This is a genomic window from Granulicatella elegans ATCC 700633 (assembly GCF_000162475.2).
In the GTDB taxonomy this organism is placed as follows: domain Bacteria; phylum Bacillota; class Bacilli; order Lactobacillales; family Aerococcaceae; genus Granulicatella; species Granulicatella elegans.
Genome location: NZ_KI391971.1, coordinates 644469 through 671171 on the forward strand (window position 1 = coordinate 644469; position 26703 = coordinate 671171).

Sequence of the window (26703 nt, forward strand, 5' to 3'; positions counted from 1 at the left end):
AAGTTACTCCTTTTGCGGGAGTAACTTTTTTGTTACGATGCAGGATTGATAGCGGTATTTGTTGTTGGAAGTGAAATGCCAGCTTCAATTAATGCTTCTTGATAAAGTTTTAAAAATTGATTATAAATCATATGCTGTTTTCCATTTTTCGTAAAAATACTAATTCTGAAAACAAATTGTCCATTTGGAAGAGTTTGTGGACCGATAATAGTTGGACCTTTTACAATTTCTGGATATTGTGATGCATTCTTTGTATTGACTTGATCAACCGTATCATATACAACCGTTAAGTCAGCGTCGCTAAAAAGTGGAATTTCAATTAAGGCTCTCATATCACCTCTAGACTGATTACTTACGACAGAGATGCTTCGATTTGGGATAAAATGAAGAGTACCATCGAATCCACGGACTTGAGTTGTTCTAACTCCAACATTCGCAACAGTTCCAGAAACAGCACCAATAATGACAATGTCTCCAACATCATATTGACGTTCCAGTAAAATGAAGAATCCATTTACAACATCACTTAAAAATCCTTGAGCCCCTAATCCAATCGCAACCCCAGCAATTCCTGCACCAGCTAATAAGCTTGTAATAGGAATTCCTAAAATCACTAAAATCCAATAAATTAAAACAAAGTAAAGTAAATAGTCTAAACAGTTTTCTAATAATCGCATTAAAGTATTTTTACGAGCTATACTTTGTGACGATAGTCGAATCGATGAAAGAACTGTTTTTTGAAAAACTTTATGCAATACTTTTTTTCCAATGATAAATAAAATACATAGAAAAGTTAATGATATTAATTTCGATAAAATTTCAGATAAAATCATTTGCCATGGAATTGAAAGCCAATATTGTTCGAAAAAACTTTGTACAGTTGAACGAATATCCATGAGGTTTCCTCCTTTTTTGAGATTCTTTTATATAGTTTATCATAATTAAAATAATTTAGAAAATACTATATCACTTTTAGTAGCGTTTTATGCATGATAATGGTATTATGATTAATAATATCGGAAATTGAGGAGGGATGTTCAAAATGTCTGGAATAGAAGTTGCAGCTTTAATTGCAGCATGTTCATTATTAGGTTTAGTAGTATTTCTAGTTTTAAAACTTAATCCAGTTTTAAATAAATTAGATAAAACAGTGAACCATGTGAACAACTCTATTGAAATTATTACAAGGGATGTCGATAATTTATCTATCGAAGTAGAGGGATTATTGAATAAAACAAATGCTTTAGTAGACGATATTAATGGAAAAGTAAAAAGAACAGATCCATTATTTACAGCTATTGGAGATTTAGGATTAACAGTTTCTGATGTAAATCATTCAACTCGTTCCCTTGCGACTAGAGTATCAAGCATTAAACCAGCTCGTACTTTAGGGGCTTTATCTGTTGGAAAAGCGATTTTATCAAGAAAGAAAAAATAATGAACGGAGTGAAGAAAAATGGGTAAAAAAACAGGCGGATTTCTTTTAGGAGCATTTATCGGAAGTGTGGCAGCAGCAACGACTGCATTATTATTTGCACCAAAATCAGGTAAGGAATTACGTGAAGATTTAGCAGTAAAAGCAGATGAATTGAAAGAACAATTATCTGACTATGTAGATATTTCAATTGAAAAAGGAGTTGAATTATCAGAAGTAGCTTTAAATGCTACAGAAGATATTCGTGTAAATTTAAAAGATTCAGCTTCTCAATTTAAAGATACAGTTAAAAAATCTGCGACTAATTTAAAAGAAGAAGTTTCTCAAACTGTAAGTAAAGTTCAAGATACTTTCTCAGCTAAAAAAGAAGAAGCAGAAGAAGTTGTTGCAGAGTTAAAAGAAGAAGTTAAATAGTAAATTTGACTTCCCTTAAGTAGCTAAGGACGCAAGCAGCCTCGCAAAAAAGCGAGTCTCATTGCTTAAGTTATGTTTTCTAAGACAATAAATAATAAACCGAGGAAATAAAAATTCCTCGGTTTTTGTTATATTCTAATTTTTTGTAACTTCTTGTGGGAAATGGGTAAATAGTTCGCAACCGTCTTTTGTAACAACTAAACAGTCTTCTACACGAACTCCATAATCTTTTGCAATGTATACACCTGGTTCAACAGAGAAGCACATGCCTTCTTCTAGAATCATATCATTGCCTTCCATAATGGATGGAAATTCATGACAACTTTGACCAATTCCATGCCCTAAACGATGGATAAAGTATTCACCGTATCCTTTTTCTGTAATATAATCACGTGCAATCGCATCGATTTCACTAGCTTTCATTCCTGGTTTAACAGATTGAATTGCTAAATCATGAGCAGTTTTGACAATATTAAAAATTTCTTGGTGGCGAACATCTTTTGCATTTTCTTCACCAAAGAAAATAGTACGAGTCATATCGCTCGCATAACCATTATGCATAGTTCCTAAATCAAAAAGTACCCATTCGTTCTTTCTTAATTTTCTATCTCCCGGAACTCCATGAGGATCAGCAGCATGGTCTCCAAACAATACCATCGTATCAAAACTCATAGAAGTAATGCCTAATTTTTTCATTTCATATTCGATTTTAGCAACAACTTCTAATTCTGTAATGCCTTCTGTTAAGCTTTGAATCCCAATTTCTACTGCTTTATCTGCGTATGTTCCTGAATCTTTTAATTTTTGAATCGCATCGGCATCTTTTCTTAAACGTAAATCATTAATGATAGGTGTTAAGTCATCTGTCCATTGAATTTTTGAGTTTTCTTTTTTCAAATTTTCAACAGTATGTAATGTAATAAAATTTTTCTCTACCGACCATTTAGTAGGTAAATCAAATTGCTGTTGAATAGCAGAAGTTAAAATTTCCCATGGATTTTCATGGTCTTGATAACTTACAACAGTATAAGTTGGTTCAGCCGCTTTTGCCATATTCTTTTCAAGAGCAGGTACAAAGAGTAGAGGAGTATGATTGGCAGATACAACCATCGCTAAAACACGTTCATGTGGATCTGTTGTATAGTGGGTCAATAAACTAATCGTTGTTGGATCTTGAATAAATGCAATATCACAATTTAGTTGTTGTAAAACGTTGGTAAAATGAATATAAGTTTGTTTATTACTCATAATAAATCCTCCATATTTTTCAATTGGTAAGCATATTTTAGCACAAATAGCACGGAAAATGTAAAGAGTTTCAAAAAATATGAAAATAGTTATATGAAACGCTTGCAAAACTTCGTGAAAAATGATAACCTTTACCTAGAATGGTGTACAAATACATATTTTTTTAAATATTTAGAGGAGAATTTATATGGAAAAACAAACAATTACAATTTATGATGTTGCTCGTGAAGCGAATGTTTCAATGGCAACTGTTTCCAGAGTGGTAAATGGGAACCCAAATGTTAAACCAGCAACAAGAAAAAAAGTGTTAGATGTTATCGATGAATTAGATTACCGTCCAAATGCAGTTGCGCGAGGACTAGCAAGTAAAAAAACTACTACAGTTGGAGTTATTATTCCAGATGTAACGAATTTATATTTTGCAAGCTTAGCAAGAGGGATTGATGATATTGCTACAATGTACAAATATAATATTATTTTAGCAAATTCGGATCAAAATAATCATAAAGAAATCCAAGTATTAAATACTTTATTATCTAAACAAGTAGATGGTATTTTATACATGGGAAATAATTTAACTCCAGAGTTGCGTGCAGAAATTGTACGTTCTAAAACTCCAATCGTACTAGCAGGAACAATTGATTCTGATCATGTAGTTGCGTCAGTAAATATTGATTATAAAGTAGCTACACAAGAAGCAGTACAAAAATTAATTGAAAATGGGCATAAAAAAATTGCATTTGTAACTCCATCGTTAAAAAATACTTTTGCAACTGATTTACGTTTAGATGGGTATAAAGAAGCTTTAGCAGTAGCTAAAATTGACTACAATGAAAAATTTGTATATGAAATTCCATTAACGTATCAAGCAGGAGAAGCTTTAGCAGATAAGTTATTACATGCTGGAATTACAGCTGCAGTTGTAACAGATGATGAAGCAGCAGTTGGCTTATTAAATGGGTTATATGATCATGGAGTGAATGTTCCTAAAGACTTCGAAGTAATTTCAAGCCATAATTCAAAATTAACTAAAATGACTCGTCCAACACTAACAACTATTGCTCCACCATTATATGATATTGGAGCAGTAGCTATGAGATTGTTAACAAAAATTATGAATAAAGAAGAAATTGTCGATGCTGAAATCACCTTACCTTATAAGATTGAGTATCGCCAAACAACTAAATAATTATAAAAACGACTTCGAGTTTTATCTCGAAGTCGTTTTATTAATTTCTTGATTTTGTAGTCTGTGTTGAAGAAGATGATGATTTTTTCTTATCTTTATCTTCGCTAGCTTCTTTTTCCTTCTCAGCTTTTTTCTTTTCAGCTTCTTTTTCTTGATCGCTAAGTCCGTTCCAATATCTATCTAATTCATTATTCGTTGCACCGACTGCAAAATGGTAAGTTGGTGCAATTGGTCCAAAATCTTTTTTGAATAGATCTGTTGTAGTACTTCCACCAATAGAATAAGTTTGACCATTATAAGTAGCTGTTCCAGGTTTTGTTCCTGTTACAGATACAACGGAATCTTGATAAACTGTTGAAGGTTGGACAAATTTTGCACTTTGATTAAACAAACTTGGTTTTGCACTATAGACTGCATTCATAAGACTCGTCCAATTTCGTAAACTTCTCATAGTTGGATGTCCATAGCCATCAGATTCTGTAATAGAGTAACGAGCACTGTAGAAATTATCATATCCAATCCATGAACCAAGAGTTACTTCAGGAGTATATCCTACAAACCAGTTATCTACTTCAAATTCTGACGTACCTGTTTTACCAGCTATATCTGCTGAAAATTTCAAGTTACCTTTAATATTATAGAAATCAGTAGTTGCAGCTACTTGACGTAAAATATCTGTTGTTAAATAAGCTGTTGCAGGGGAGAAGACTTCAGTCGAGTTGTCTTCATGTTGATAAACAACTTTTCCACGAATATCTTCAATTTTTTCAATTAAATAAGCTTCGTGATGAACACCACCATTTGCTAACGTAGAAAAGGCACTTGTTTGTTCCAATACGGTAGGACCAGTTTTTGTTCCACCGATAGATAAAGCAATATTTTGATATTCTTCTTCGCCAATTCCTTGAATCCCCATTTTCTTCAAATATCCACCAGCATTGATTCCTTTAGAAAGCATTGTTTGGAAAATTTTGATTGTTGGGTTATTTAATGAATTTTTTAATGAATGACGAGCGGTTAAGAAATTATTGGAAATTCGATTACCGTAGTTGGTAGGTTCCCAATAAGTTCCATTTTGTTGTAAAATACTAATTTTTGTATCTGGAATAATACTAGCTGGATAAATAATATTATTTTCCATTGCAGGAGCATAAACAAGTAATGGTTTAATGGTTGAACCCGGAGAACGATGGGTTGTAAAAGCATGGTCTACTTGGTTTACTTGGAAATCACGTCCAGCAACGAAACCTAATATACGTCCACTATTGTTCTCAATTAATACAGCACCATTTTGTGCCATATCTGTTTGTTTTTTTGCTTCACCAGTATTTTGATCAATATAAGGTGTTTGGTAAGTTGGACCAATTTTACTTCCATTAATAGCCGTGGATTCTTGCATCGCTTCGTAAATACCTTGGTCAACAGTAGAAGTAATTTTATATCCACCTGTTGCTAATTCAGCATTAGCACGATCATAATATCGATTAAATAATTCTGTATCTTTTTTTAATTGCTCATATGTTAATCGGTCTTTCTCAGCCATTTTTTTCATTAAGATTTTCGTTGCTTCACGATTAACGGCTTGATATAAATAAGATTGACGTTGAGTTGAGATTTCTTCAGGAGCTAAAAAGTCTTGAGTGATATCATAAGCAAGAGCTTCATCATATTGTTGTTTTGTAATTTTCTTCTCACGATACATACTAAAAAGAACAGTTTTCATACGAGTTAATCCCGCAGAAACGTCTTCTTTTAGTGTTGCGTAGTTTGTATATGGAGTATATGTAATTGGATTTTGAGGCATTCCAACTAAGTAAGCTGCTTGAGGTAGAGTTAAGTCTTTTGCAGATACTCCAAATACTCCTTGAGCTGCTTCCTCAATACCTGAAATATTTAAGCCATTATGATTTCGTCCGAATGGAGAAACATTTAAGTAGGCTTCTAAAATTTGATCCTTTGAAAAATGTTTTTCTAAACGAAGTGCATATAAAATTTCATTAGCTTTACGTTTAAAGGTTACTTCACTTGTTAAGATTTGTTGTTTAATTAATTGTTGTGTTAAGGTAGAGCCACCAGAAACACCTGAACTTGATGAACCAGCTTCTTGGATAAGTGCACGAACGAGTGCTTTTGGAACAATACCATTATGCTGATAGAAATAGCTATCTTCAGTAGCAACAATTCCATCTTTAACAAATGGGGAAATTTTATCCAGTGTAGTTACTAAACGAACTTCATCACTAGTAACATCAGAAATTTTTTCGCCATCTTGATAATAAAAACTAGAAACTAAGTTTAAATTCGTTATTGCATCAGCCATTTCTTCTTGAGTTAATGGTTTTTCATTAGCAGTCAAACTTGCAAAATATCCTAATCCAATTCCTGTACCAAAAATTCCTAATAATATCAATCCACATAAAAGAATGAATAATAAATTTTTAATAACAGAAAAACTTACATTAAAGATGAAACGTAAATGTTTTTGCAAAGGTTGATTCCAAAAAGCCAAGAATTCTTTTGAAAATTCTCGAAAGTTATTTGAATTTGGCATACTCTCAACTCTTTTCTTTTTAAGTATAATATCAGCCATATTATATCAAATAATTCAAGAAAACGCTAATTTCTTAATAAAACAAGGGTTTTGAGAGGGGAAAGTAGAAATTTGAATAAAAAAATAGGGGTGTAAAGAAAAAATACTTTACAACTGATTTTTTTTCTGATAATATATCTAACTGTGAGATGAAAACATGGAGGTGTAAAAAAATGGCAGTTAAAATTCGTTTAAAACGTATGGGTTCTAAGAAAAATCCTTTCTACCGTGTAGTAGTTGCAGATTCACGTTCTCCACGTGATGGACGTTTCATTGAAACAGTTGGTACTTACAACCCAGTTGCAAACCCAGCACAAGTTTCAATCAACGAAGAATTAGCATTAAAATGGTTAGCTAACGGAGCTCAACCTTCAGATACTGTTCGTAACTTATTATCACAACAAGGTATCATGAAGAAATTCCACGAATCAAAGTTTTCTAAGTAATTTTTCTCATCGAGATAATTCGGTAAAGAGGTGAAAAGAATGCCTGATATTCGTGAATTAATTTTAGCAATCGTTCAACCATTGGTTGATTTTCCAGATGATGTAACAATTGAAGTTGCAGAATCAGATGAATTTTTAGAATACACATTACGTGTGAATTCTGAAGATATTGGACGTGTAATTGGAAAACAAGGACGTGTTGCTCGTGCAATTCGTACAATTGTTTATAGTGTTCGCACTAGAAACCAAAAACGTGTTCGTTTAAGCATTGAAAACAATGACTAGAAAAAAGTTCAACAATTTCGCTTAGGAGTTGTTGAACTTTTTTGTTTATACCTAGCACTTAAAATGGATTTTGTTTGCAATTTTGTTCAATTCTCACGTATGATAACAGTAATGAATTGTGAGGAGGAAAGTAAAAAAGATGTCACAATATTTTAAAGTAGGAAAAATAGTTAATACACAAGGATTAAGAGGAGAAGTTCGTGTGATTTCTACAACGGACTTTGCAGAAGATCGTTATCAAAAAGGAGTAGAATTAGCTTTATTTAGAGATGGCGAATTCGAAAAATTACTTACGATTAAAAGTCACAGACGTCATAAAAATTTTGATTTATTAACGTTTGAAGATCATTCTCGAATTGAAGATGTGGAAGGATATAGAGATTGTTTATTAAAAGTGTCAAGTGATGCTCTAGAAGAATTAGAAGAAGATGAACTATATTATCATGAAGTAGTTGGTTTAGAGATTATTACAGATGAAGGAGAACATTTAGGAAAAGTATCTGAAATTTTATCTCCAGGTTCCAATGATGTATGGGTTGTTAAACAAAAAGGAAAGAAAGACTTATTAATTCCATTTATTGAACCAGTTGTTTATAAAATCGATAAAGAAAATAAGCAAGCTTTTATTCATGTATTAGAAGGGTTGTTTGACTAAAATGAGAATCGATGTCTTAACATTATTCCCTGAAATGTTTGCTCCAATGGAACAATCGATGATGAAAAGAGCTATTGAGAAAGAAAAAATTACATTTGATACGATTGATTTTAGAGACTTTGCATTTCATAAGCACAATCGAGTAGATGATTATGTCTTTGGTGGAGGAGCTGGTTTATTATTAAAAGTAGAACCGATTGACCGTGCATTAAAAGATTTAGAACAGAGAACTCCGGAAACTAAAAAGAGAGTGATTTTACTAGATCCAGCAGGAAAGAAATTTAGTCAATCTGATGCAGAAGAATTAGCAAAGGAAGAACATTTAGTTTTTATTTGCGGTCATTACGAAGGATATGATGAACGTATTCGAACACTAGTAACAGATGAATATTCTATTGGAGATTTTGTATTAACGGGTGGAGAATTGGGAGCTATGGTGATGATTGATGCAACGGTTCGATTAATTCCAGATGTACTTGGCAATTACGAATCAGCTATTGGGGATTCTCATTCCATGGGATTATTAGAGCATCCTCAGTATACTCGTCCAAGAGAATATGAGGGAATGGAAGTTCCAGAAGTATTATTTAGTGGAAATCATGCAAAAATTGCTACATGGCAGAAAAAAGAATCCTTAAGAAGAACGTATCAAAGAAGACCCGATTTATTAGAAAGTTATTCATTAGATAAAGAAGAAGAAAAATTACTAAAAGAAATTATGCAAGAAGAGAGTATGAATCAGAAATAATCGAATAATGATCCAGTATAAACAATTCAAGAAAAGTTGGGAAATAGCATTGGTATTCCTTAGATGATTCACATGTATTATCCGTATATCGTATGGATTTTGAACACTCAAAAGAAAATTTAAAAAAGTAAAGTAAAAATACTTTACAACTAATCATATCTATGATAAACTCTCAAAAGTGGGTAGGAGACTATCCATATAAAACGATATTCCGCTGATTGGACATTCGGCCAAATCATGAATGTTTGTTGGAAGGAGAAAAAACATGAGCAAATTAATCGATAGCTTAACACAAGAACAATTACGTTCTGATATTCCTGCATTCCGTCCTGGGGACACTGTACGTGTTCACGCTAAGGTAGTTGAAGGAACTCGTGAGCGTATCCAAATCTTCGAAGGTGTTGTTATTAAACGTCGTGGTGCTGGTATCAGCGAAACTTATACAGTACGTAAAGTTTCTAACGGTGTTGGTGTGGAACGTACATTCCCATTACACACTCCACGTGTAGCACAAATCGAAGTAGTTCGTTACGGTAAAGTTCGTCGTGCTAAATTATATTACTTACGTAACTTACGTGGTAAAGCAGCGCGTATCCAAGAACGTCGTCGTTAATAGAAAGACAAAACCCCTTGAGAAATCAAGGGGTTTCTTTGTATAGATTTTAATTGTATGGAATAAAAATATCTCCATATTCATTTGTTGGTTTGAAAATTGTCGCAATAAATCTAAAGAAAGCAATAATAGAAGGGATAAATGTCCAAGAAAATAGGATTGAAAGTATTCCTTTTAAATTTTTACCTTCGTAAAAATAATGAATTCCAAAGGCTCCTAAAAAGAACATTAATACTAATAAAATTACTTTATTAACATATCTACCTGGAATGTATCCACGATTATTAGTTGGATCATAAGAGTAGTTTGCCATCTTGAGTTCACCTCACTTATATTTTTAGCTATCGTAACATAAAGTCAATATACAAGCAATAATGATTGTTAAATAAGAGATATACAAAAATCCCTTCATCTGTATTTGATGAAGGGATTGTTTTAAAATTGATAAAAGATACCAATTAAAATTGTTAATACTGTCGCGTACCAATAAAAATAAGTACTAATTCTACTTGGCTTAGCATTTTTCTTTAAAAGAATATGGTATAGAATTGGTACAATTCCACTGATTCCAATTAGAATAAATGCAACTAATGAGAAATGTGTTCCTACTACATAAAAACTAATTGGATAAGCAATGAACCAACATAAGTTAAAAATAAGAGATAAAAACATACTCCAAACAGGATAGTCTAACTTCTCAGGATTATGTCGTTCAACTGATTTTTGTTTAAATTGAATCATACTAATTCCAAAGATTGCATAGCATAAAAATACTTGGAAAATACTATTTGAGATTTGATGTGTAATTGTATAATACATTAAAAAGTTTCCAACTGTGAATTTTGCTAAAGTATTTAATAGTACATGATATGCATATGCAGGATGATTTGATTGTAAATGGAAAATCCAACTATGATTTACTCCGACAACTAAAGCTGCGATAATTCCAATTCGAATTCCAAAAGTTTGTACAAAATAAACAATTGGTAGCAGTAATAAAAAATTTGTTAAGAGTAATACAACGGATTGCCCACGTTTTGGAACTTTATAAAATTTAGAATACATCATTTCTTGTAAGTTAATCATAAACAAGAAAAAATATAATACGAGTACCCCTGAAAGTGGGATAGCATTTGTTTTAATGGCTAGCAAAAAACCTAAAAATGAATAACTGAGTGGAGCTAAAAATAAACTCCATAAAGGATTTGTCAATTGCTTCATATAAGGTATTTCTGGATGTACCATAGAATTTGCGGACATATAAATTACCTCGATAATACTTTTTTATTTTCATGATAGGTAAATTAATCTAGCTTGTCAAGCAATATTTAAACGATTTCATAACATTTTCACAAAATAAATGTATAAAAAAGAGAAATAATACTAGGAATTTTTAAAAATAATGCTATAATAGTTGAGTCTTAAAAAATATGATATTCCCGAGAGGATACACAATGTGTAGATGCCTTGTAACCGGAATTGAATGGGGGAAAAACAATGGAAAAAATTTTATTTACGTCGGAGTCAGTTACAGAAGGACATCCCGATAAAATCGCAGACCAAATTAGTGATGGAGTATTAGATGCTATTTTAGCTCAAGATCCAACCGCTCGTGTGGCTTGTGAAACTGTCGTTAATACAGGTTTAGTCGTATTAGTTGGTGAAATTACAACAACAGCTACAGTCGATTATCAACAAATTGCAAGAGATACCATTCGTAAAATTGGTTATGCTGATCGTAAGTATGGCTATGATGCGGATAGTGTTGCAGTAATGGTTTCTTTAGATAAGCAATCACCTGACATTGCAATGGGGGTTAATGATGCTTTAGAAACTCGTGGACAGCAAGAAGAGTTTGGTGCTGGAGACCAAGGGTTAATGTTTGGTTTTGCAACAAACGAAACAGATACTTACTTACCAATGCCAATTTACCTAAGTCATCAATTAGCTTATCAATTAGCAAAAGTTCGTAAGGAAAAACAATTAGATTATTTAGGACCAGATGGTAAAGTTCAAGTAACGGTTGAATATACAACAGACCATAAAGTAAAACGTATTGATACGATTGTTGTTAGTACACAACATGATGAAGAAATTTCTCAAGAACAAATTCATCGTGATGTTTTAGAGTATGTTGTTAAACCAGTTGTCCCAAGTGAATTATTAGATGATGAGACACGTTATTTCATTAATCCAACAGGAAAATTCGTAATTGGTGGACCAGTTGGAGATTCTGGATTAACAGGACGCAAAATTATCGTAGATACTTACGGTGGATATGCTCGTCATGGTGGAGGAGCATTCTCAGGAAAAGATGCAACAAAAGTTGACCGTTCTGCAAGTTATGCTGCACGTTATATTGCTAAAAACGTAGTAGCTGCAGGTTTAGCGGATAAATGTGAAATTCAATTAGCTTATGCGATTGGGGTAGCTCAACCAGTATCAATTTCTGTGGATACTTTTGGAACAAATCATGTTTCTGAAGAAAAATTAATTGCTGCGATTCGTAAAGTATTCAAGTTAACTCCAAAAGGAATTATTGAAACATTACAATTACGTAGACCAATTTACCAACAAACTGCTGCTTACGGACATTTTGGACGTAAAGATGTAGATTTACCATGGGAACAATTAGATAAAGTAGAAGCTTTAAAAGCGGAATTCTAATAAAAAAACGATTATAACATTTGAGTTATAATCGTTTTTTTACTATTTATAATTCATAACAGTCATTGCAAATTGGAATACAATTACGCCTAAAGTTGCTAATAACATAAACCATACAACAACACGAGTAATTTTTTCCATTGTTGAAAGATTACGTTTTTGTTTTTTTCTTGGTTTTCTTGACACTAGTATCTCTCCTTTATTTCAAATCATTGTTAGTTTACATGAATTGCTTCAAATAAACAAGTAGAACAGTTATGAAAATTTTCTTTAAGTGCAAATGGCTTTCCTAAAATTGCAAATTTTGGTATGATGTGTAAGTAAATTATTTTGATTATTGGAGGAATTTTAAATGTCAAAACAACAAATTGGTGTCGTTGGTATGGCAGTAATGGGTCGTAATTTAGCTTTAAATATTGAAAGTCGTGGTTATTCGGTTTCAATTTTTAACCGTTCATCTTCAAAAACAGATGAAGTGATTGCATTACATCCTGACAAAAAATTAGTTCCAACTTATACAGTGGAAGAGTTCGTGGATTCATTAGAAAAACCAAGAAGAATTTTATTAATGGTTAAAGCTGGTGAAGCAACTGATAAAACAATTCAAAGTTTATTACCACATTTAGATAAAGGGGATATCTTAATTGATGGAGGAAATACATTCTTCCAAGATACAATCCGTCGTAATGAAATGTTAGCAAACTCAGGTATTAACTTTATCGGTACTGGAGTTTCTGGTGGTGAAGAAGGGGCATTAAAAGGTCCTGCTATTATGCCTGGTGGACAAAAAGATGCTTATGATTTAGTAGCGCCAATCTTAGAAGAAATTGCTGCAAAAGCTGATGATGGTGCACCATGTGTGACTTATGTTGGTCCAAATGGAGCAGGTCATTATGTAAAAATGGTTCATAACGGAATTGAATATGGTGATATGCAATTAATCGCTGAAAGTTATGATATTTTACGCCGTGTAGGTGGATTAACAGTAGAAGAAACTGCAGAAGTATTCAAATCTTGGAATACTGGCGAATTGGATAGTTACTTAATTGAAATTACTGCTGATATTTTAACGAAAAAAGATCCTGAAACAGGTAAACCAATGGTTGAAGTGATTATGGATACTGCTGGAAATAAAGGGACTGGTAAATGGACTTCTCAAAGTGCATTAGATTTAGGGGTGCCACTTCCATTAATTACAGAATCAGTATTTGCACGTTATATTTCTACATTAAAAGAAGAACGTGAAATTGCTAGTAAAGAATTATCTCCAATTAAAGTTCCTGAATTATCTAATACTGAAAAACAAGCGTTAATCGAATCAGTTCGTAAAGGTTTGTATTTCTCTAAAATTATGAGTTATGCGCAAGGATTCGCTCAAATGCGTGTAGCAAGTGAAGAGTTTGATTGGAACTTAAATTATGGGGAAATTGCAAAAATTTTCCGTGCTGGATGTATTATTCGTGCTCAATTTTTACAAAAGATTACAGATGCATTTGAACGTGATCCAGAATTGAAAAACTTATTATTAGATAAATACTTCTTATATGTTACAGAATCTTATCAAGCAGCAGTTCGTGAAGTTGTTGTGACAGCTGTTCAAGCAGGAATTCCTGTTCCAACATTCTCAAGTGCATTAGCTTACTATGATTCTTATCGTTCAGAAGTTTTACCAGCTAACTTAATTCAAGCGCAACGTGACTACTTTGGTGCTCACACTTATAATCGTGTGGATAAACCTGGAGTGTTCCACTTCGAATGGGCGCAAGAACGTGAAATCGAACAATAATAACCATAATTTTAATAAGACTAGTCTATAGTAGCCAGGACGCAAGCAGCCAGCGAAGCTGTCTCATTGCTAAATTTCGAGCCTAGGTCTCGAAATTTCCTGTACTAGAAGCCTCTTGGCTTCTAGTACTTGGGCTACTATGGTAGTCTTTTTGTTTTGGTCATTCATTAATGAGGGGGCGTTTAGGAGTATAATTTTTCTGTTTACTTATTCATTTATAAGAGACGTTTTAAATAAGATTAGTCTATAGTAGCTAGGGCGGCAGTAGCCTTGCAAAAGCGAGTCTCATGCCTAAATTTCGAGCCTAGGTCTCGAAATTTCCTGTACAAGAAGCCACTTGGCTTCTTGTACTTGAGCTACTATAGGTAGTCTTTTTGGTTTGTGTAATTTCTTAAAATAAAAAAAGCATCTCTCTTGAGATGCTTTTTTATTGATGTGATTGTGGTGCTGTTTTTGTTGGTTTCATGAAGACGTGTTGGATTAATACAATCCCACATGAAACTAAAACTCCAACAATAACTGCATTTGTAAAGTTATATGGAGATTGTGCTAATGCAGAGCCTAAATAATAGGTTACTTGACTTAAAATAAATCCCCAAACAAAAGTTACGAGGTATTTCATTTCGACACCTTCTTTCATTTTCATTATAGTCAATCCTACTAATTCATACAAGTAAAATTTCTTAAACTTGCATGAATCAAATTGTTTAAAAAACAACATCACAATATTTGTACAAAATTCTATTCAGCCGTTATAATGAATGAGAAGAAATGATAGAAAGGAATCATTATGACATTTACGATTTTACAAGTTACTAGTGGCTATAGCTTACTGAGAAGTACCATTGATTTATATAGATATGTTATGACTGCTAAGGAATTAGGGTATCAAAAATTAGCTTTAACCGATGAAGGTGTTTTACATGGGGCAATTGAATTTTATAATTTATGTCGTAATCAAAATATTGAACCTATTATTGGCTGTTTATTCCAATATAAGCAATGGAGAAATGCAGAAGCTTTTTCGTCTATGATTGTTTACGCAAAAGATGAAATTGGTTACCAATCATTAATCGAATTATCAACTCAATATCAAAAATCAAAACTTGTTTCAAAAGATATGGAAAAAATCATAAAAGAAGCTTCTGAGCATTTACAAATAGTATTCCCACAAGAAAATAGTGAATGGGCATTGGAATGTTCAAACGGAGAAGTTGCTTTTCAACGTTGGTTGTTTGAGGCTGAAGAACGTTATTTTCCAAATATTCATCTAGGTATTGAATCAAACCAAATTTTACCAATTCCTCTAGAAGAATTAGAAGCATGGGGACAAGATTTTTCAATGAAACTTCTTCCTTTTGTTAAAACTTTCTATTTAAAAGCTGAGGATGATTTTAGTTATCGAGTATTAAAAGCTATTGGAGATGGGGAAACACTAAGTACGACTCAAGCAGAAGTGAGTGGACAATACTATTTACAAGATGAGAAGACATTAACTCAACAATCGTCAACTATATTAGAAGGAAAATTAGTTCGTCAATTAGAAGAATTTGTCGATTCCTTAAAATGGAAACTCTCGAAACACAAACTTTTACTTCCAAAATTTCAAACTCCTGAAGGAAAAATGAGTCAGGAATATTTACAAGAAATTTGTCAGCAATCTTTAAAAGACAAAGAATTAGTAAAAGACGAGTATGAATCGCGCCTGAATTATGAATTGTCCATTATTCATCAAATGGGATTTGACGATTATTTCTTAATTGTATGGGATATTATGAAGTACGCTCATGAAGCAGGCATTCAAACAGGCCCTGGACGTGGTTCGGCGGCGGGTTCATTAGTATCTTATTTGTTAAATATAACTAAAGTTGATCCAATTGAGTATCAATTATTATTTGAACGTTTCTTAAATCCGGAACGATATACAATGCCGGATATCGATTTAGATTTTCCGGATAATCGAAGAGAAGATATATTAGACTATGTTCGAAGAAAATATGGGGAAAATCATGTCGCTCAAATTGCAACTTTTGGAACATTTGGAAGTAAGCAAGCATTGAGAGATGTATGCCGTGTGTTAGGGCTAACAACAGTGCAAGCGGGAGAATGGTCTAAAGCTATTCCAAATCAACTAGGAATTAATCTGAAAACAGCTTATGAACAGTCAAAAAATTTACAAACATTAGTTTCGAGAAGTCCAAAAAATCAATTGATATTTGAGACAGCTTGTCGAATTGAAGGATTACCTCGACATCTATCAACCCATGCTGCTGGTGTAGTGCTATATGATAAACCGTTAACGGATGTCATTCCTCTAATTTATAAAGACCAACAAATGCCAATAACGCAATATACAATGAAGTATGTCGAACAAATTGGATTATTAAAAATGGACTTTTTAGGGTTAACGAATTTATCGATTTTACATGATTCAATTGAATTAACAAAATCAATTTATCAACATGAAATTATTTTAAATGAAATTCCATTAGATGATGAGAAGACTCTTGAATTATTCCAAATGGCTGATACAAATGGAATATTCCAATTTGAGTCAGATGGAATTCGTAGAGTGCTTAAAAAGCTTCGACCAACGAATTTAGAAGATATTGCTGCAGTAAATGCTTTATACCGACCTGGTCCTATGGAACAAATTGATACTTTTATTAAACGCAAACATGGACAAGAAGTTGTGAAATATCCTCATCCAATTTTAGAGTCAATTCTCCAATCAACATATGGTGTCATGGTCTATCAAGAACAAGTTATGCAAGTAACTTCTCAAATGGCAGGATTTACATTGGGACAAGCAGATATTTTAAGACGAGCTATTGGGAAAAAAGATGCCAAAGTGATTGAAACAGAAAAAGCTCATTTTATTGAAGGAGCAATCGGAAAAGGGATTGATGTAGCTAGTGCGACAGAAGTTTATCAATATATCGAGCGATTTGCGAATTATGGGTTTAACCGTTCGCATGCATTTGCGTATTCATTATTAGCGTACCAATTAGCTTATTTTAAAGCTCATTATCCACGTGCATTTTATACGGCAATTTTAAGATTTGTTGGAGATCGTTCTCCAAAATTACAAACTTACTTTATCGAGGCGAAACAAAGAGGAATTTCGATTAAAAATCCATCGATTAATACAAGTGTAGACGATTATACTGCAACAATAGATGGGATTTTTATTGGATTAAATGCAATTAAAGGATTAAGAAGAGATTTCATTCAAGAAATTCTTACTCAACGTAAACAAAATGGTCCATTTATTGACTTTATGGATTTTGCATTTAGAATTGGTAAAAGGTATTGTAAAAAAGAAGTGTTAGAAGCATTAATTGATGCAGGAGCTTTTGATGAATTAGGAAAAAATCGAGCGACATTACGAGCAACTATTGATGCTGTGATTGAAAGTGTAAAATTTCATGGAAGTAATATTGCACTAGAGTTAAATGAAGAAATGTATCCAAAATATTTTGAAGAAGAAGATAGTAATATTATTGAAAAAATTGAACGAGAAATTGCTGTATTAGGATTTCCGGTTTCTGCTTTTCCAACAGAACCTTATGAAATCTTATATAAAGAACAAAAAGCAAATCGTATTTCAACAATTTATGAATCAAAGCTAGTATCAGTATTAGGAATACTAAAAAATATTCGTAAAACTCGTACAAAAAAAGGCGAACCTATGGCTTTTGGGACGATACAAGATGAAACGGGTGAAATTGATTTTGTTGTATTTTTTGAAGTGTATCCAATTGTTTTCTCATTATTAGAAGAAAATCAGTTAGTATTATTAAAAGGAAAATCAAGAAAAAATCTACAGTCTAAATGGCAAGTACAAGTTCAGGAAGTATTAAGTTTATTGGAAGTAGAAGGTTTAGCACAAGCAACTTCAATTAAATGTTATATTAAAATCACTGAAAAATTACAAACTAAAGAAGTCTTTGATCAAATTAGAAATGTCATTATTAATAATCCTGGCGATACAACGGTTCTTTTATATATAGAAAGTAAAGATCAACTATTAAAAATGAATTTTAACTCCGGATTAGCAGTTGATGCTGAGACGATAAAAGCCCTTTCTTCTATTGTAGGAGAAAAAAATGTAAAAATTATAAAATAAAAACCTTTTCATTGATGAAAAGAAAAGACATTTTTTAAGAAAAGTGTTAAAATAGGGTAAGATATTGGATGAGTTCCAAATAATAAATAAGAGGTGAATAGCTTGAAACGTATTGCTGTTTTAACAAGTGGTGGAGATGCACCAGGTATGAATGCTGCAGTTCGTGCCATCGTTCGTAAAGGGATTTATGAAGGATTTGAAGTCTATGGGATTAACTATGGATATGCAGGATTAGTAGCAGGAGACATCCGTAAAATGGAAGCTTCTGATGTAGGAGATATGATTGGCCGTGGAGGTACTTTCTTATATTCTGCTCGTTATCCTGAATTTGCACACCGTGAAGGTCAAGAAAAAGGAATCGAACAATTGAAAAAATTCGGTATCGAAGGTTTAGTTGTTATTGGTGGAGATGGAAGTTACCAAGGTGCAGTAGCTTTAACAAAATTAGGGTTCCCTACAATTGGGGTACCTGGAACAATCGACAATGACATTCCAGGTACAGATTATACAATTGGTTTTGATACAGCGATTAATACTGTATTAGAAGCAGTTGATCGCTTAAGAGATACTGCAACAAGTCACGTACGTACATTTATTGTTGAAGTAATGGGACGTAATGCAGGAGATATTGCTCTATGGACTGGTATCGGTAGTGGAGCAGAACAAATTTTAATTCCTGAGCAAGAATTTGACATTGCTGAAGTTGCAAAAGATTTAAAACGTGGTCGCTTAAATGGTAAAAAGCATACAATTATCCTTTTAGCTGAAGGGGTAATGAGTGGCGATGAATTTGCTAAGAAATTATGGGAATACGATGAAGATTTCCATACTCGTGTAACAGTATTAGGACACGTTCAACGTGGTGGTTCACCAACTGCTCGTGACCGTGTGTTAGCAAGTCGTTTAGGTGCAAAAGCTATCGACCTATTAAAAGAAGGCGTTGGTGGAGTTTGCGTTGGTGTTCGTGGCGAAGAAGTTGTTTATAACGATATCGTAGAAACATTGGCAAATGGTAAACATGTACCAAATCTAGAATTATATCAATTAAATAAAGAAATTTCATTTTAATTAAGGAGTAATTTGTTATGAAAAAAACTAAAATTGTATGTACAATTGGACCAGCAAGTGAATCAATTGAAAAATTAACAGCATTAGTAGAAGCAGGAATGAACGTATCACGTTTAAACTTCTCTCATGGTGACCATGAAGAACATTTAGCACGTATTAACAATATCAAAAAAGTACGTCAAGAAACTGGTAAAATGATTGCTATCTTATTAGATACAAAAGGACCAGAAATTCGTACACATGATATGGAAGGTGGAGCTTTAGAATTCTTCACTGGTGATGTATTACGTATTTCAATGACTCAAGTTTTAGGAACTAAAGAAAAAATTTCTATTACTTATCCAGAATTAATTAACGATGTTAAAGTTGGTTCTACTATCTTAATCGATGATGGTTTAGTAGGTTTAACAGTTACTGAAATTGATCATGCAAATGGTGAAATTGTAACAGTAGTAAACAATAGCGGTGTTGTTAAAAACAAAAAAGGTGTTAACGTTCCAGGCGTAAGCACTAAATTACCAGGAATCACTGAAAAAGATAGAGCAGATATCATCTTCGGTATTGAAAATGATATTGACTATATTGCAGCAAGTTTCGTTCGTCGTGCATCTGACGTTCAAGAAATCAGAGATTTATTAGAAGAACACAATGCAACTCATATTCAAATTATTCCAAAAATTGAAAACCAAGAAGGTATTGACAACATTGACGAAATCTTAGCTTTATCTGATGGTTTAATGGTTGCTCGTGGAGACATGGGTGTTGAAATTCCTGCAGAGGAAGTTCCAATCGTTCAAAAAGCTTTAATTAAGAAATGTAATGCTTGTGGTAAACCAGTAATCACAGCTACACAAATGTTAGATTCAATGCAACGTAACCCACGTCCAACTCGTGCGGAAGCAGGGGACGTAGCAAATGCTATCTTCGATGGAACAGATGCTGTAATGTTATCTGGTGAATCTGCAGCAGGGGACTACCCAGTAGAAGCTGTTAAAACAATGGCAAGTATTTGTGTACGTACTGAACGTGAATTACGTGGACAAGATAAATTTAAATTAAAAACTTATGATGCATCAGATGTAGCTGAAGCAATTGCTCGTTCAGTAGCTCATACAGCTAAAAACTTAGATATTAAAACAATTGTGGCTGCAACTCAATCTGGTCATACTCCAAAAATGATTTCTAAGTATCGCCCAAGTGCAAATATTATGGCTGTGACATACACTGAACGTCAACAACGTGCTTTAGCATTAGTATGGGGTGTTCAACCTTTTGTAATTGATAGACCTGCATCAACTGATGAAATGTTTAAGCTTGCAAATGATATCGTATTAGAAAAAGGATTTGCTGAAAAAGGAGAATTATTAATTCTTACTGCAGGTCTTAAAGTTGGAGAAACAGGTTCAACAAATATGTTGAAGGTCCAAAAAACATTTTAAGAATTCGAAATAGACTCTTGTATAGTAGTAAAGGACGGCAGCAGACTCGCAAAAGCGAGTCTCATGCCTAACTTTCGAGCCTAAGGTCTCGAAAGTTCCTAGTAAAAGTTGCCTAATAGGCAACTTTTACGCTTACTACTATAAGAGTCTTTTCTATTTGGACGAATAATTATGGGAGAGTGTACGGTGAGTAGTTTCTTGTAGTAAAAGTCGTAAAGCATGGTGGCAACTTTTGAGTTTACTATTATGAAAAGTCTTTTCTGTTTGAATGGATAATTATGAGAGAGCGTTGGAGAGTTGGCTCTTATTTAGTAGTAAAGGATGCAAGTAGCCAGCTTTGCTGGCTCATACTGTTATGGGAAGTCTTTTTTGTGTATAAAAAAACTCTTTGCTTCGAAAACAAAGAGTTTATTATTCGTTCGGTTAAAAAATTCGATTACGATAGAGGCTGACTACTTTTCCTAAGATGGTTACATTTGGTAAGATAATTGGATCAAGTTGATCGTTTTCTGGTTCTAAGCGAATATGGTCAGATTCTCTATAAAATCTTTTACATGTAGCAGTATCTTCTTCTGTCATGGCAATCACAATTTCACCATTAGAAGCAGTGGATTGTTTTCTTACGATAACAGAATCGCCATCGAAGATTCCTGCATTAATCATACTGTCACCTTTAATAGTTAACATGAATAAATCTTCTGCATCTTGTTGTAAGTCTGGTGGAATTGGAAAGAATCCATTTGCTTCTTCAATTGCTAAAATAGGAGAACCCGCAGAAACAGTTCCTAACATTGGAATAGCAGTAGCTGTAGCTCCGATTGCTTTTAGTCCAATTTGTGTTAATTCAATTGCTCTAGGTTTACTAGGATCTCGTTGAATATATCCATTCTTTTCTAAACGAGAAAGGTGTCCATGTACAGTCGAAGTGGAAGAAAGCCCAACTGCATTACAAATTTCTCGAACTGTTGGTGGATAACCATGTTCTTTAACTTCTTCATATATAAAACGTAGGACATCAATTTGCTTTGAATCTTTTCCATTTGACATTGTATCACCTTCTCTATATCTTTTACGTAATCATAGCACAAATTGAACACTAAATCAAACAAATGTTCGTATGTTAGAATGTTTTCTTTTTATCCAAATAATGGTATGATAAATAGGTAAACATTGAATGTTAGAAAGGAAGTCTTATATGTTAGATCCTAAAAAAATCGAAAGAATCAATGAATTAGCTCGTAAGAAAAAAACAGTTGGATTAACTCAAGTTGAACAAGATGAACAATTGTTATTACGTCAAGAATATTTAGAAGCATTCCGTGGAGGAATGAGAAATCATATTGAAGGGTTAAAAGTTGTTGATGAAGATGGAAACGATGTAACTCCTGAAAAATTGAAACAAATCCAAAAAGAAAAAGGATTACATAATCGTAACGAAGAATAGTTTTTAATTAAAATAGTGAATGAATAAAATAATCATTTGAATAGGAGTGTTAATATGTTTGATAAAGTAGATCAGTTAGCAGTAGATACGATTCGTACAATGAGTGTGGATGCCATTCAAGCCGCAAATTCTGGACATCCAGGGTTACCAATTGGTGCTGCTCCAATGGCTTATGTATTGTGGTCAAAATATTTAAAAGTAAATCCAAAACAATCTAAGTGGGTCGATCGTGATCGATTTGTTTTATCAGGTGGACATGGTTCAGCGCTCTTATATTCATTGTTACATTTATCTGGCTATCAAGTTTCAATTGAAGATGTAAAAAATTTCCGTCAATTTAATAGTAAAACTCCAGGTCACCCTGAAGTTGCTCACACTGATGGAGTAGAAGCAACAACTGGACCTCTAGGGCAAGGGTTCGCAAATGGTGTAGGGATGGCCATGGCTGAAGCACATCTAGCTGCAACTTATAATCGTCCAGGATTTCCAATTGTAGATCACCATACTTATGTGATGTGTGGGGATGGAGATTTAATGGAAGGTATTTCTTATGAAGCAACTTCATTAGCAGGTACTTTGAAATTAAATAAATTAATCGTTTTATACGATTCAAATGATATTACATTAGATGGTGAATTATCAAAATCATTCAATGAAAGTGTAAAAGATCGATTTATTGCCCAAGGTTGGAATTATATTCGTGTTGAAGATGGTAATGATTTAGATGAAATTGCAGAAGCCATTGAAGAAGCGCAAGGTGAAACTGAAAAACCAACTTTAATCGAAGTAAAAACGATTATTGGATATGGCGCTCCAAATCAAGGAACAAATAAAATTCATGGAACTCCTTTAGGTGAAGAAGGCATTAAAATCATGAAACAAAATTATGGCTGGGAGTATGCTCCATTTGAAGTTCCAGAAGAAGTAGCTCATCGTTTTGAAAAATTATTAATTCAAACAGGAGAAAATGATTACCAAGAATGGCAAGAATTATTCGAAGCCTATCGTAAAGAATATCCTGAATTAGCGAAACAATTTGAAGATGCTTTTTCTGGAAAAGTTGAAGTAGATTGGAAAGAAATCTTGCCAAAATATGAATTTGGTAGCTCAGCAAAAGCTTCACGTGTGACAAGCCAAGAAGTGATTCAAGAATTAGGAAAACATATCCCATCATTCTGGGGAGGTTCAGCTGATTTATCTTCTTCAAACAACACAATGAATAAAGCAGATACTGATTTTTCTGCAGGGAATTATGTTGGACGTAATATTTGGTTTGGAGTACGTGAGTTTTCAATGGGTGCTGCTTTAAATGGTATTTTATTACATGGTGGTACAAGAGGGTATATTGGAACTTTCTTTGTATTTGCAGACTATGTTAAACCAGCTATGAGGGTAGCTGCATTATCTAAATTACCAACCATTTATGTTTATACGCATGATTCAATTGCAGTAGGGGAAGATGGCCCAACTCATGAACCAATTGAACAATTAGCAGCATTCCGTGCTACTCCAAATACAAATGTCTTTAGACCAGCAGATGGAAATGAAGTAGCTGCAGCATGGAAAACAGCTTTAGAAGATACTACTAGACCATCCTTATTAGTCTTATCAAGACAAAATCTTCCAGTATTAGAACATTCATTGGAATTAGCTTTCAATGGAGTGGATAAAGGTGCATATGTTGTGAGCCCTCAAGAAGGGGAAGTTCCAGAAGGAATTTTGATCGCAACTGGTTCTGAAGTGAATTTAGCAGTAGAAGCTCAAAAAGTTTTACGAGAAACAGGACATGATGTTTCAGTAGTGTCAATGCCAGCGATGAATCGTTTTGAAGAACAATCAAAAGAATATCAAGAATCTGTATTACCAAGTTCAGTTCGCAAACGCGTTGCCATTGAAATGGGTGCAAGCTTAGGATGGCATCGTTATGTAGGATTTGATGGGGAATTAGTAACGATTGATAAATTCGGTGCTTCTGGTAACGGAAATACGGTTATGAAAGAATATGGATTTACAGTAGAAAATGTAGTGGCAAGTTATTTATCATTAATTTAATAAAAGAATAGGAATGGACTTCTCTGATGTTGTAAATAACGTCGTCAGAGAGGTCTTTTTTATTGTAATTAGATGATAAAAATGAATCAAAAGAATTATTCCTGCAGAAGAGGGAAAATGTTTTGATTTTATTAAAAATTTAACAATTAAAGCAGATTTCTAAGTGTTTAGAGTATTATTCTTACTCTTTTTGTTCTATAATGAATGTTTGAAGAAGTGATTTTATGCTTAAAAATAGATTTGTAAGAATCAGAAATAAATACGTTTCTTTGAAAACTGTTTTACTGACATTCTATGATAGATAAGTAATTTCTATATGATAAAAGTTGATAAAAAAAGTTTATAATTTATATAAAATGGGATGAAGGAAATCATAGGGGGAGATAATTTGATCGATATTCATTCACATATTATTTTTGGAGTCGATGACGGACCACAGACAATCGAAGAGAGTAGAAGTCTTTTAATGGATGCTTATAATCAAGGTGTACGTACTATTGTTGCAACTTCACATCGTAGAATAGGAATGTTTGAGACATCTGAAGATACAATAGAAAAGAATTTTAAAAGAGTTCAAAAACTTTCTAAAGAAGTAGCATCAGATTTAACCGTTTTATACGGGGCAGAGATTTATTATTCTAGTGAATTAATGGATAAATTAGAGAAAAAGATGATTCCAAGTATAAATGGAAGCTCTTATGTTCTAATAGAGTTTAGTCAAAATGCAAAATTCTGGGAAATTAAAACAAGTTTAACAAATGTTTTAAGACTGGGATTTATTCCAGTTATTGCTCATGTAGAACGTTATCAATCTCTTGAGAATAATGAAAATTTTTTGAAAGAATTGATTAATATAGGTTGCTATATTCAAATTAATAGTTCAAGTGTGTTAAAATATAAATGGTTTTTTGATAAAAATAGGTTGTTTAAGAAAAGAGCAAAGTATTTTTTAGATAGAGATTTAGTTCATTGTATAGCAAGTGATATGCATCATCTATCAAAGAGGCCATCTTATATGAAAGAAGCATTTGAGATTATTTCTCATACATATGGGCGAAAAAAAGCAAAAGAGTTATTTGTAGAAAATCCTAATCGGATAGTTACTAATCAAATGATAGAATAAAATTAAATATTTTACGAACAGTATCGATAAGATGTTAATCATTGTAAAAGTTGTGAGATTACTATGAAAGAGGAAATTATGTGTGCTTATAGAATTATAAAAAGAGGGATTGATTTCTTTATAAGTATAGTATTATTAATACCAGTTATGTTGATTTGTAGTATTAGTGCTTTATTTATTATATTAGAAACAAAAGGAAATCCTTTGTACATCCAAGAAAGAGTTGGATTAAACGGAAAAAAATTTAAAATTTATAAACTAAGATCGATGTATTCAGATGCCGAAAAAGATGGTTATCAATGGGCAATGAAAAATGATGTTCGTATTACAAAAGTGGGTCAATTTCTTCGGAAAAGTCGAATTGATGAATTACCTCAATTAATTAATATTATTAAAGGCGATATGGCTATTATAGGGCCACGTCCAGAAAGACCTGAATTTATTGAAGAATTTTTACAAGAGATTCCAGATTTTAATGATCGTATAACGATAAAACCAGGAATTACAGGTTGGGCACAAGTCAATGGTGGTTATGAATTATCCCCAAAAGAAAAGTTAAAATACGATAAATACTATATAGAACATGAAAGTTTAAAATTAGATATTTTAATTTGGATAAAAACAGTACAAGTTGTTTTTACCGGAGATGGATCTAGGTAAAAATTAAATAGAGGAGAACAATAAATGGATATTTTTAATAATATGACAAGATTTTATAGTCTTATTAAGTCGAAATTTATTTTTTTAATAAGCTTTATACTTTTAGGAGTTGGTTGTGTTACATTATATACCATTGTAGCTATTAAACCAGTATATAGTGTGTCATCTACTCTTATTATGAAAAATATGAGTACGGAAAAAAATGATTCTCAAGTAATAGAATCTTTAAACTTGTTTCAAAGACAGGCAAAAACCTATTTAGAAATTGCAGCATTACCGCCTGTAAAGGAAGCAACTAATCAAGCGTTAGCACTTTCTCCTGAAGAATCATCTAAAATTAAGAGTGTTAAACTAACGAATGATTCAGGTTCGCAATTGATGACTTTAACAATACGAGCTACAGATAGAGAGCTGGCTGTTAATTATATTCAACAATATGTAAAACAATATAAAAAATTTACAGCAGAAAAATTTGGTCGTGATGATTTAGAAGTAGTAAGTGAGGCATTAGGAAGTTCAAAACCTGTTTATCCAATTTTATGGAAAAATATGTTCATATCTTTAATCGTTTTAACATTTATAGCCTTTAATATGATATTTTTCCGTTATATTTTAAGTGATTCCATTGATTCTTCTGAAGATTTGGAAGAATTAACAGGTGTTCCAACTTTAGGAATGATTCCTGATATAGAGAAAAAAGGAAGAAGGTAGA

Annotated in this window: 25 protein-coding genes, 1 pseudogene and 1 riboswitch; of the genes and pseudogenes, 18 read left to right on the forward strand and 8 right to left on the reverse strand. The window is 32.7% G+C overall.

Going from position 1 to position 26703, the window contains the following annotated elements; genetic code table 11:
* Positions 1 to 32: 32 nt before the first annotated feature.
* A complete protein-coding gene (locus tag HMPREF0446_RS03035; protein ID WP_020991317.1) occupies positions 33 to 896 on the reverse strand; it encodes a mechanosensitive ion channel family protein in 864 nt (287 codons plus the stop codon).
* A 146-nt stretch (positions 897 to 1042) separates the two neighbouring features.
* On the opposite strand from HMPREF0446_RS03035, the gene HMPREF0446_RS03040 reads away from it, so the two are divergent.
* Together HMPREF0446_RS03040 and HMPREF0446_RS03045 are read left to right on the forward strand one after the other, a co-directional pair.
* Positions 1043 to 1438, forward strand: coding sequence for a DUF948 domain-containing protein (locus HMPREF0446_RS03040; RefSeq protein WP_020991318.1), 396 nt, complete (start codon positions 1043 to 1045; stop codon positions 1436 to 1438).
* A gap of 18 nt (positions 1439 to 1456) precedes the next feature.
* Complete coding sequence (locus tag HMPREF0446_RS03045; protein WP_006702878.1) at positions 1457 to 1849, forward strand: YtxH domain-containing protein; 393 nt, start codon at positions 1457 to 1459, stop codon at positions 1847 to 1849.
* A 135-nt stretch (positions 1850 to 1984) separates the two neighbouring features.
* On the opposite strand, the gene HMPREF0446_RS03050 is transcribed toward HMPREF0446_RS03045, so the two are convergent.
* Positions 1985 to 3097, reverse strand: a complete 1113-nt coding sequence (locus HMPREF0446_RS03050) for an aminopeptidase P family protein (RefSeq protein WP_006702877.1) — start codon at positions 3095 to 3097, stop codon at positions 1985 to 1987.
* A 187-nt stretch (positions 3098 to 3284) separates the two neighbouring features.
* Here HMPREF0446_RS03050 and ccpA point away from each other — a divergent pair, with 187 nt between their 5' ends.
* Entirely contained in the window at positions 3285 to 4286 is a 1002-nt protein-coding gene (ccpA, locus tag HMPREF0446_RS03055; RefSeq protein WP_006702876.1) for a catabolite control protein A, read from the forward strand.
* Between the two features lie 40 nt (positions 4287 to 4326).
* On the opposite strand, the gene HMPREF0446_RS03060 is transcribed toward ccpA, so the two are convergent.
* A complete protein-coding gene (locus tag HMPREF0446_RS03060; protein WP_020991319.1) occupies positions 4327 to 6837 on the reverse strand; it encodes a transglycosylase domain-containing protein in 2511 nt (836 codons plus the stop codon).
* Positions 6838 to 7049: 212 nt separating this feature from the next.
* Between HMPREF0446_RS03060 and rpsP the strand changes: the two genes are divergently transcribed.
* The 5 genes from rpsP (at position 7050) to rplS (ending at position 9623) form a co-directional block, all read left to right on the forward strand.
* Positions 7050 to 7322 (forward strand): 30S ribosomal protein S16, encoded by a 273-nt coding sequence (rpsP, locus tag HMPREF0446_RS03065; protein ID WP_006702874.1) that lies wholly within the window; start codon positions 7050 to 7052, stop codon positions 7320 to 7322.
* Positions 7323 to 7361: 39 nt separating this feature from the next.
* On the forward strand, positions 7362 to 7607 hold the full coding sequence (locus HMPREF0446_RS03070) for a KH domain-containing protein (RefSeq protein ID WP_006702873.1): 246 nt from the start codon (positions 7362 to 7364) through the stop codon (positions 7605 to 7607).
* Positions 7608 to 7746: 139 nt separating this feature from the next.
* Positions 7747 to 8262, forward strand: coding sequence for a ribosome maturation factor RimM (gene rimM / locus HMPREF0446_RS03075; protein WP_006702872.1), 516 nt, complete (start codon positions 7747 to 7749; stop codon positions 8260 to 8262).
* A 1-nt stretch (position 8263) separates the two neighbouring features.
* Positions 8264 to 9010: a tRNA (guanosine(37)-N1)-methyltransferase TrmD gene (gene trmD, locus HMPREF0446_RS03080; RefSeq protein ID WP_006702871.1), complete on the forward strand. Its 747-nt coding sequence runs from the start codon at positions 8264 to 8266 to the stop codon at positions 9008 to 9010.
* A 265-nt stretch (positions 9011 to 9275) separates the two neighbouring features.
* Positions 9276 to 9623, forward strand: coding sequence for a 50S ribosomal protein L19 (rplS, locus tag HMPREF0446_RS03085; RefSeq protein ID WP_006702870.1), 348 nt, complete (start codon positions 9276 to 9278; stop codon positions 9621 to 9623).
* 49 nt (positions 9624 to 9672) lie between these two features.
* On the opposite strand, the gene HMPREF0446_RS03090 is transcribed toward rplS, so the two are convergent.
* Both HMPREF0446_RS03090 and HMPREF0446_RS03095 read right to left on the reverse strand, forming a co-directional pair.
* Positions 9673 to 9936: a TM2 domain-containing protein gene (locus tag HMPREF0446_RS03090; RefSeq protein WP_006702869.1), complete on the reverse strand. Its 264-nt coding sequence runs from the start codon at positions 9934 to 9936 to the stop codon at positions 9673 to 9675.
* Between the two features lie 122 nt (positions 9937 to 10058).
* Positions 10059 to 10883: a hypothetical protein gene (locus HMPREF0446_RS03095; protein WP_006702868.1), complete on the reverse strand. Its 825-nt coding sequence runs from the start codon at positions 10881 to 10883 to the stop codon at positions 10059 to 10061.
* A gap of 163 nt (positions 10884 to 11046) precedes the next feature.
* Positions 11047 to 11123: riboswitch (SMK box riboswitch) on the forward strand.
* Between HMPREF0446_RS03095 and metK the strand changes: the two genes are divergently transcribed.
* A complete protein-coding gene (gene metK / locus HMPREF0446_RS03100; protein WP_020991321.1) occupies positions 11121 to 12290 on the forward strand; it encodes a methionine adenosyltransferase in 1170 nt (389 codons plus the stop codon). (Overlaps the previous riboswitch by 3 nt.)
* Before the next feature lie 42 nt (positions 12291 to 12332).
* On the opposite strand, the gene HMPREF0446_RS08290 is transcribed toward metK, so the two are convergent.
* On the reverse strand, positions 12333 to 12476 hold the full coding sequence (locus HMPREF0446_RS08290; RefSeq protein ID WP_020991322.1) for a DUF4044 domain-containing protein: 144 nt from the start codon (positions 12474 to 12476) through the stop codon (positions 12333 to 12335).
* Between the two features lie 166 nt (positions 12477 to 12642).
* Between HMPREF0446_RS08290 and gndA the strand changes: the two genes are divergently transcribed.
* Complete coding sequence (gene gndA, locus HMPREF0446_RS03105; RefSeq protein ID WP_006702866.1) at positions 12643 to 14076, forward strand: NADP-dependent phosphogluconate dehydrogenase; 1434 nt, start codon at positions 12643 to 12645, stop codon at positions 14074 to 14076.
* A 427-nt stretch (positions 14077 to 14503) separates the two neighbouring features.
* Here gndA and HMPREF0446_RS03110 read toward each other — a convergent pair whose 3' ends face one another.
* Positions 14504 to 14722: a YjzD family protein gene (locus tag HMPREF0446_RS03110; RefSeq protein WP_006702865.1), complete on the reverse strand. Its 219-nt coding sequence runs from the start codon at positions 14720 to 14722 to the stop codon at positions 14504 to 14506.
* Positions 14723 to 14866: 144 nt separating this feature from the next.
* Between HMPREF0446_RS03110 and HMPREF0446_RS03115 the strand changes: the two genes are divergently transcribed.
* From HMPREF0446_RS03115 to pyk, 3 genes and pseudogenes are all read left to right on the forward strand, one after another.
* On the forward strand, positions 14867 to 18205 hold the full coding sequence (locus tag HMPREF0446_RS03115) for a DNA polymerase III subunit alpha (protein WP_006702864.1): 3339 nt from the start codon (positions 14867 to 14869) through the stop codon (positions 18203 to 18205).
* Positions 18206 to 18307: 102 nt separating this feature from the next.
* Positions 18308 to 19273 carry a 6-phosphofructokinase gene (pfkA, locus tag HMPREF0446_RS03120; RefSeq protein ID WP_006702863.1) on the forward strand — a complete coding sequence of 322 codons (966 nt, stop codon included), beginning with the start codon at positions 18308 to 18310 and terminating at the stop codon, positions 19271 to 19273.
* Between the two features lie 17 nt (positions 19274 to 19290).
* A pseudogene (pyk, locus tag HMPREF0446_RS03125) lies at positions 19291 to 20700 on the forward strand (pyruvate kinase); the annotation flags it as partial.
* A 435-nt stretch (positions 20701 to 21135) separates the two neighbouring features.
* Here the strand turns inward: pyk and lexA are convergent.
* Entirely contained in the window at positions 21136 to 21759 is a 624-nt protein-coding gene (gene lexA / locus HMPREF0446_RS03130) for a transcriptional repressor LexA (protein WP_006702861.1), read from the reverse strand.
* A gap of 148 nt (positions 21760 to 21907) precedes the next feature.
* Between lexA and HMPREF0446_RS03135 the strand changes: the two genes are divergently transcribed.
* The 5 genes from HMPREF0446_RS03135 (at position 21908) to HMPREF0446_RS03155 (ending at position 26702) form a co-directional block, all read left to right on the forward strand.
* Positions 21908 to 22156: a DUF896 family protein gene (locus HMPREF0446_RS03135; protein WP_006702860.1), complete on the forward strand. Its 249-nt coding sequence runs from the start codon at positions 21908 to 21910 to the stop codon at positions 22154 to 22156.
* Between the two features lie 54 nt (positions 22157 to 22210).
* Positions 22211 to 24208 (forward strand): transketolase, encoded by a 1998-nt coding sequence (gene tkt, locus HMPREF0446_RS03140; RefSeq protein ID WP_006702859.1) that lies wholly within the window; start codon positions 22211 to 22213, stop codon positions 24206 to 24208.
* 388 nt (positions 24209 to 24596) lie between these two features.
* The gene (locus HMPREF0446_RS03145) at positions 24597 to 25331 is read left to right on the forward strand and encodes a CpsB/CapC family capsule biosynthesis tyrosine phosphatase (RefSeq protein WP_006702858.1); all 735 of its coding nucleotides are present in this window, start codon (positions 24597 to 24599) and stop codon (positions 25329 to 25331) included.
* Positions 25332 to 25409: 78 nt separating this feature from the next.
* Positions 25410 to 25991 (forward strand): sugar transferase, encoded by a 582-nt coding sequence (locus HMPREF0446_RS03150; protein ID WP_020991323.1) that lies wholly within the window; start codon positions 25410 to 25412, stop codon positions 25989 to 25991.
* Between the two features lie 24 nt (positions 25992 to 26015).
* On the forward strand, positions 26016 to 26702 hold the full coding sequence (locus tag HMPREF0446_RS03155; protein WP_006702856.1) for a YveK family protein: 687 nt from the start codon (positions 26016 to 26018) through the stop codon (positions 26700 to 26702).
* Position 26703 lies beyond the last annotated feature (1 nt).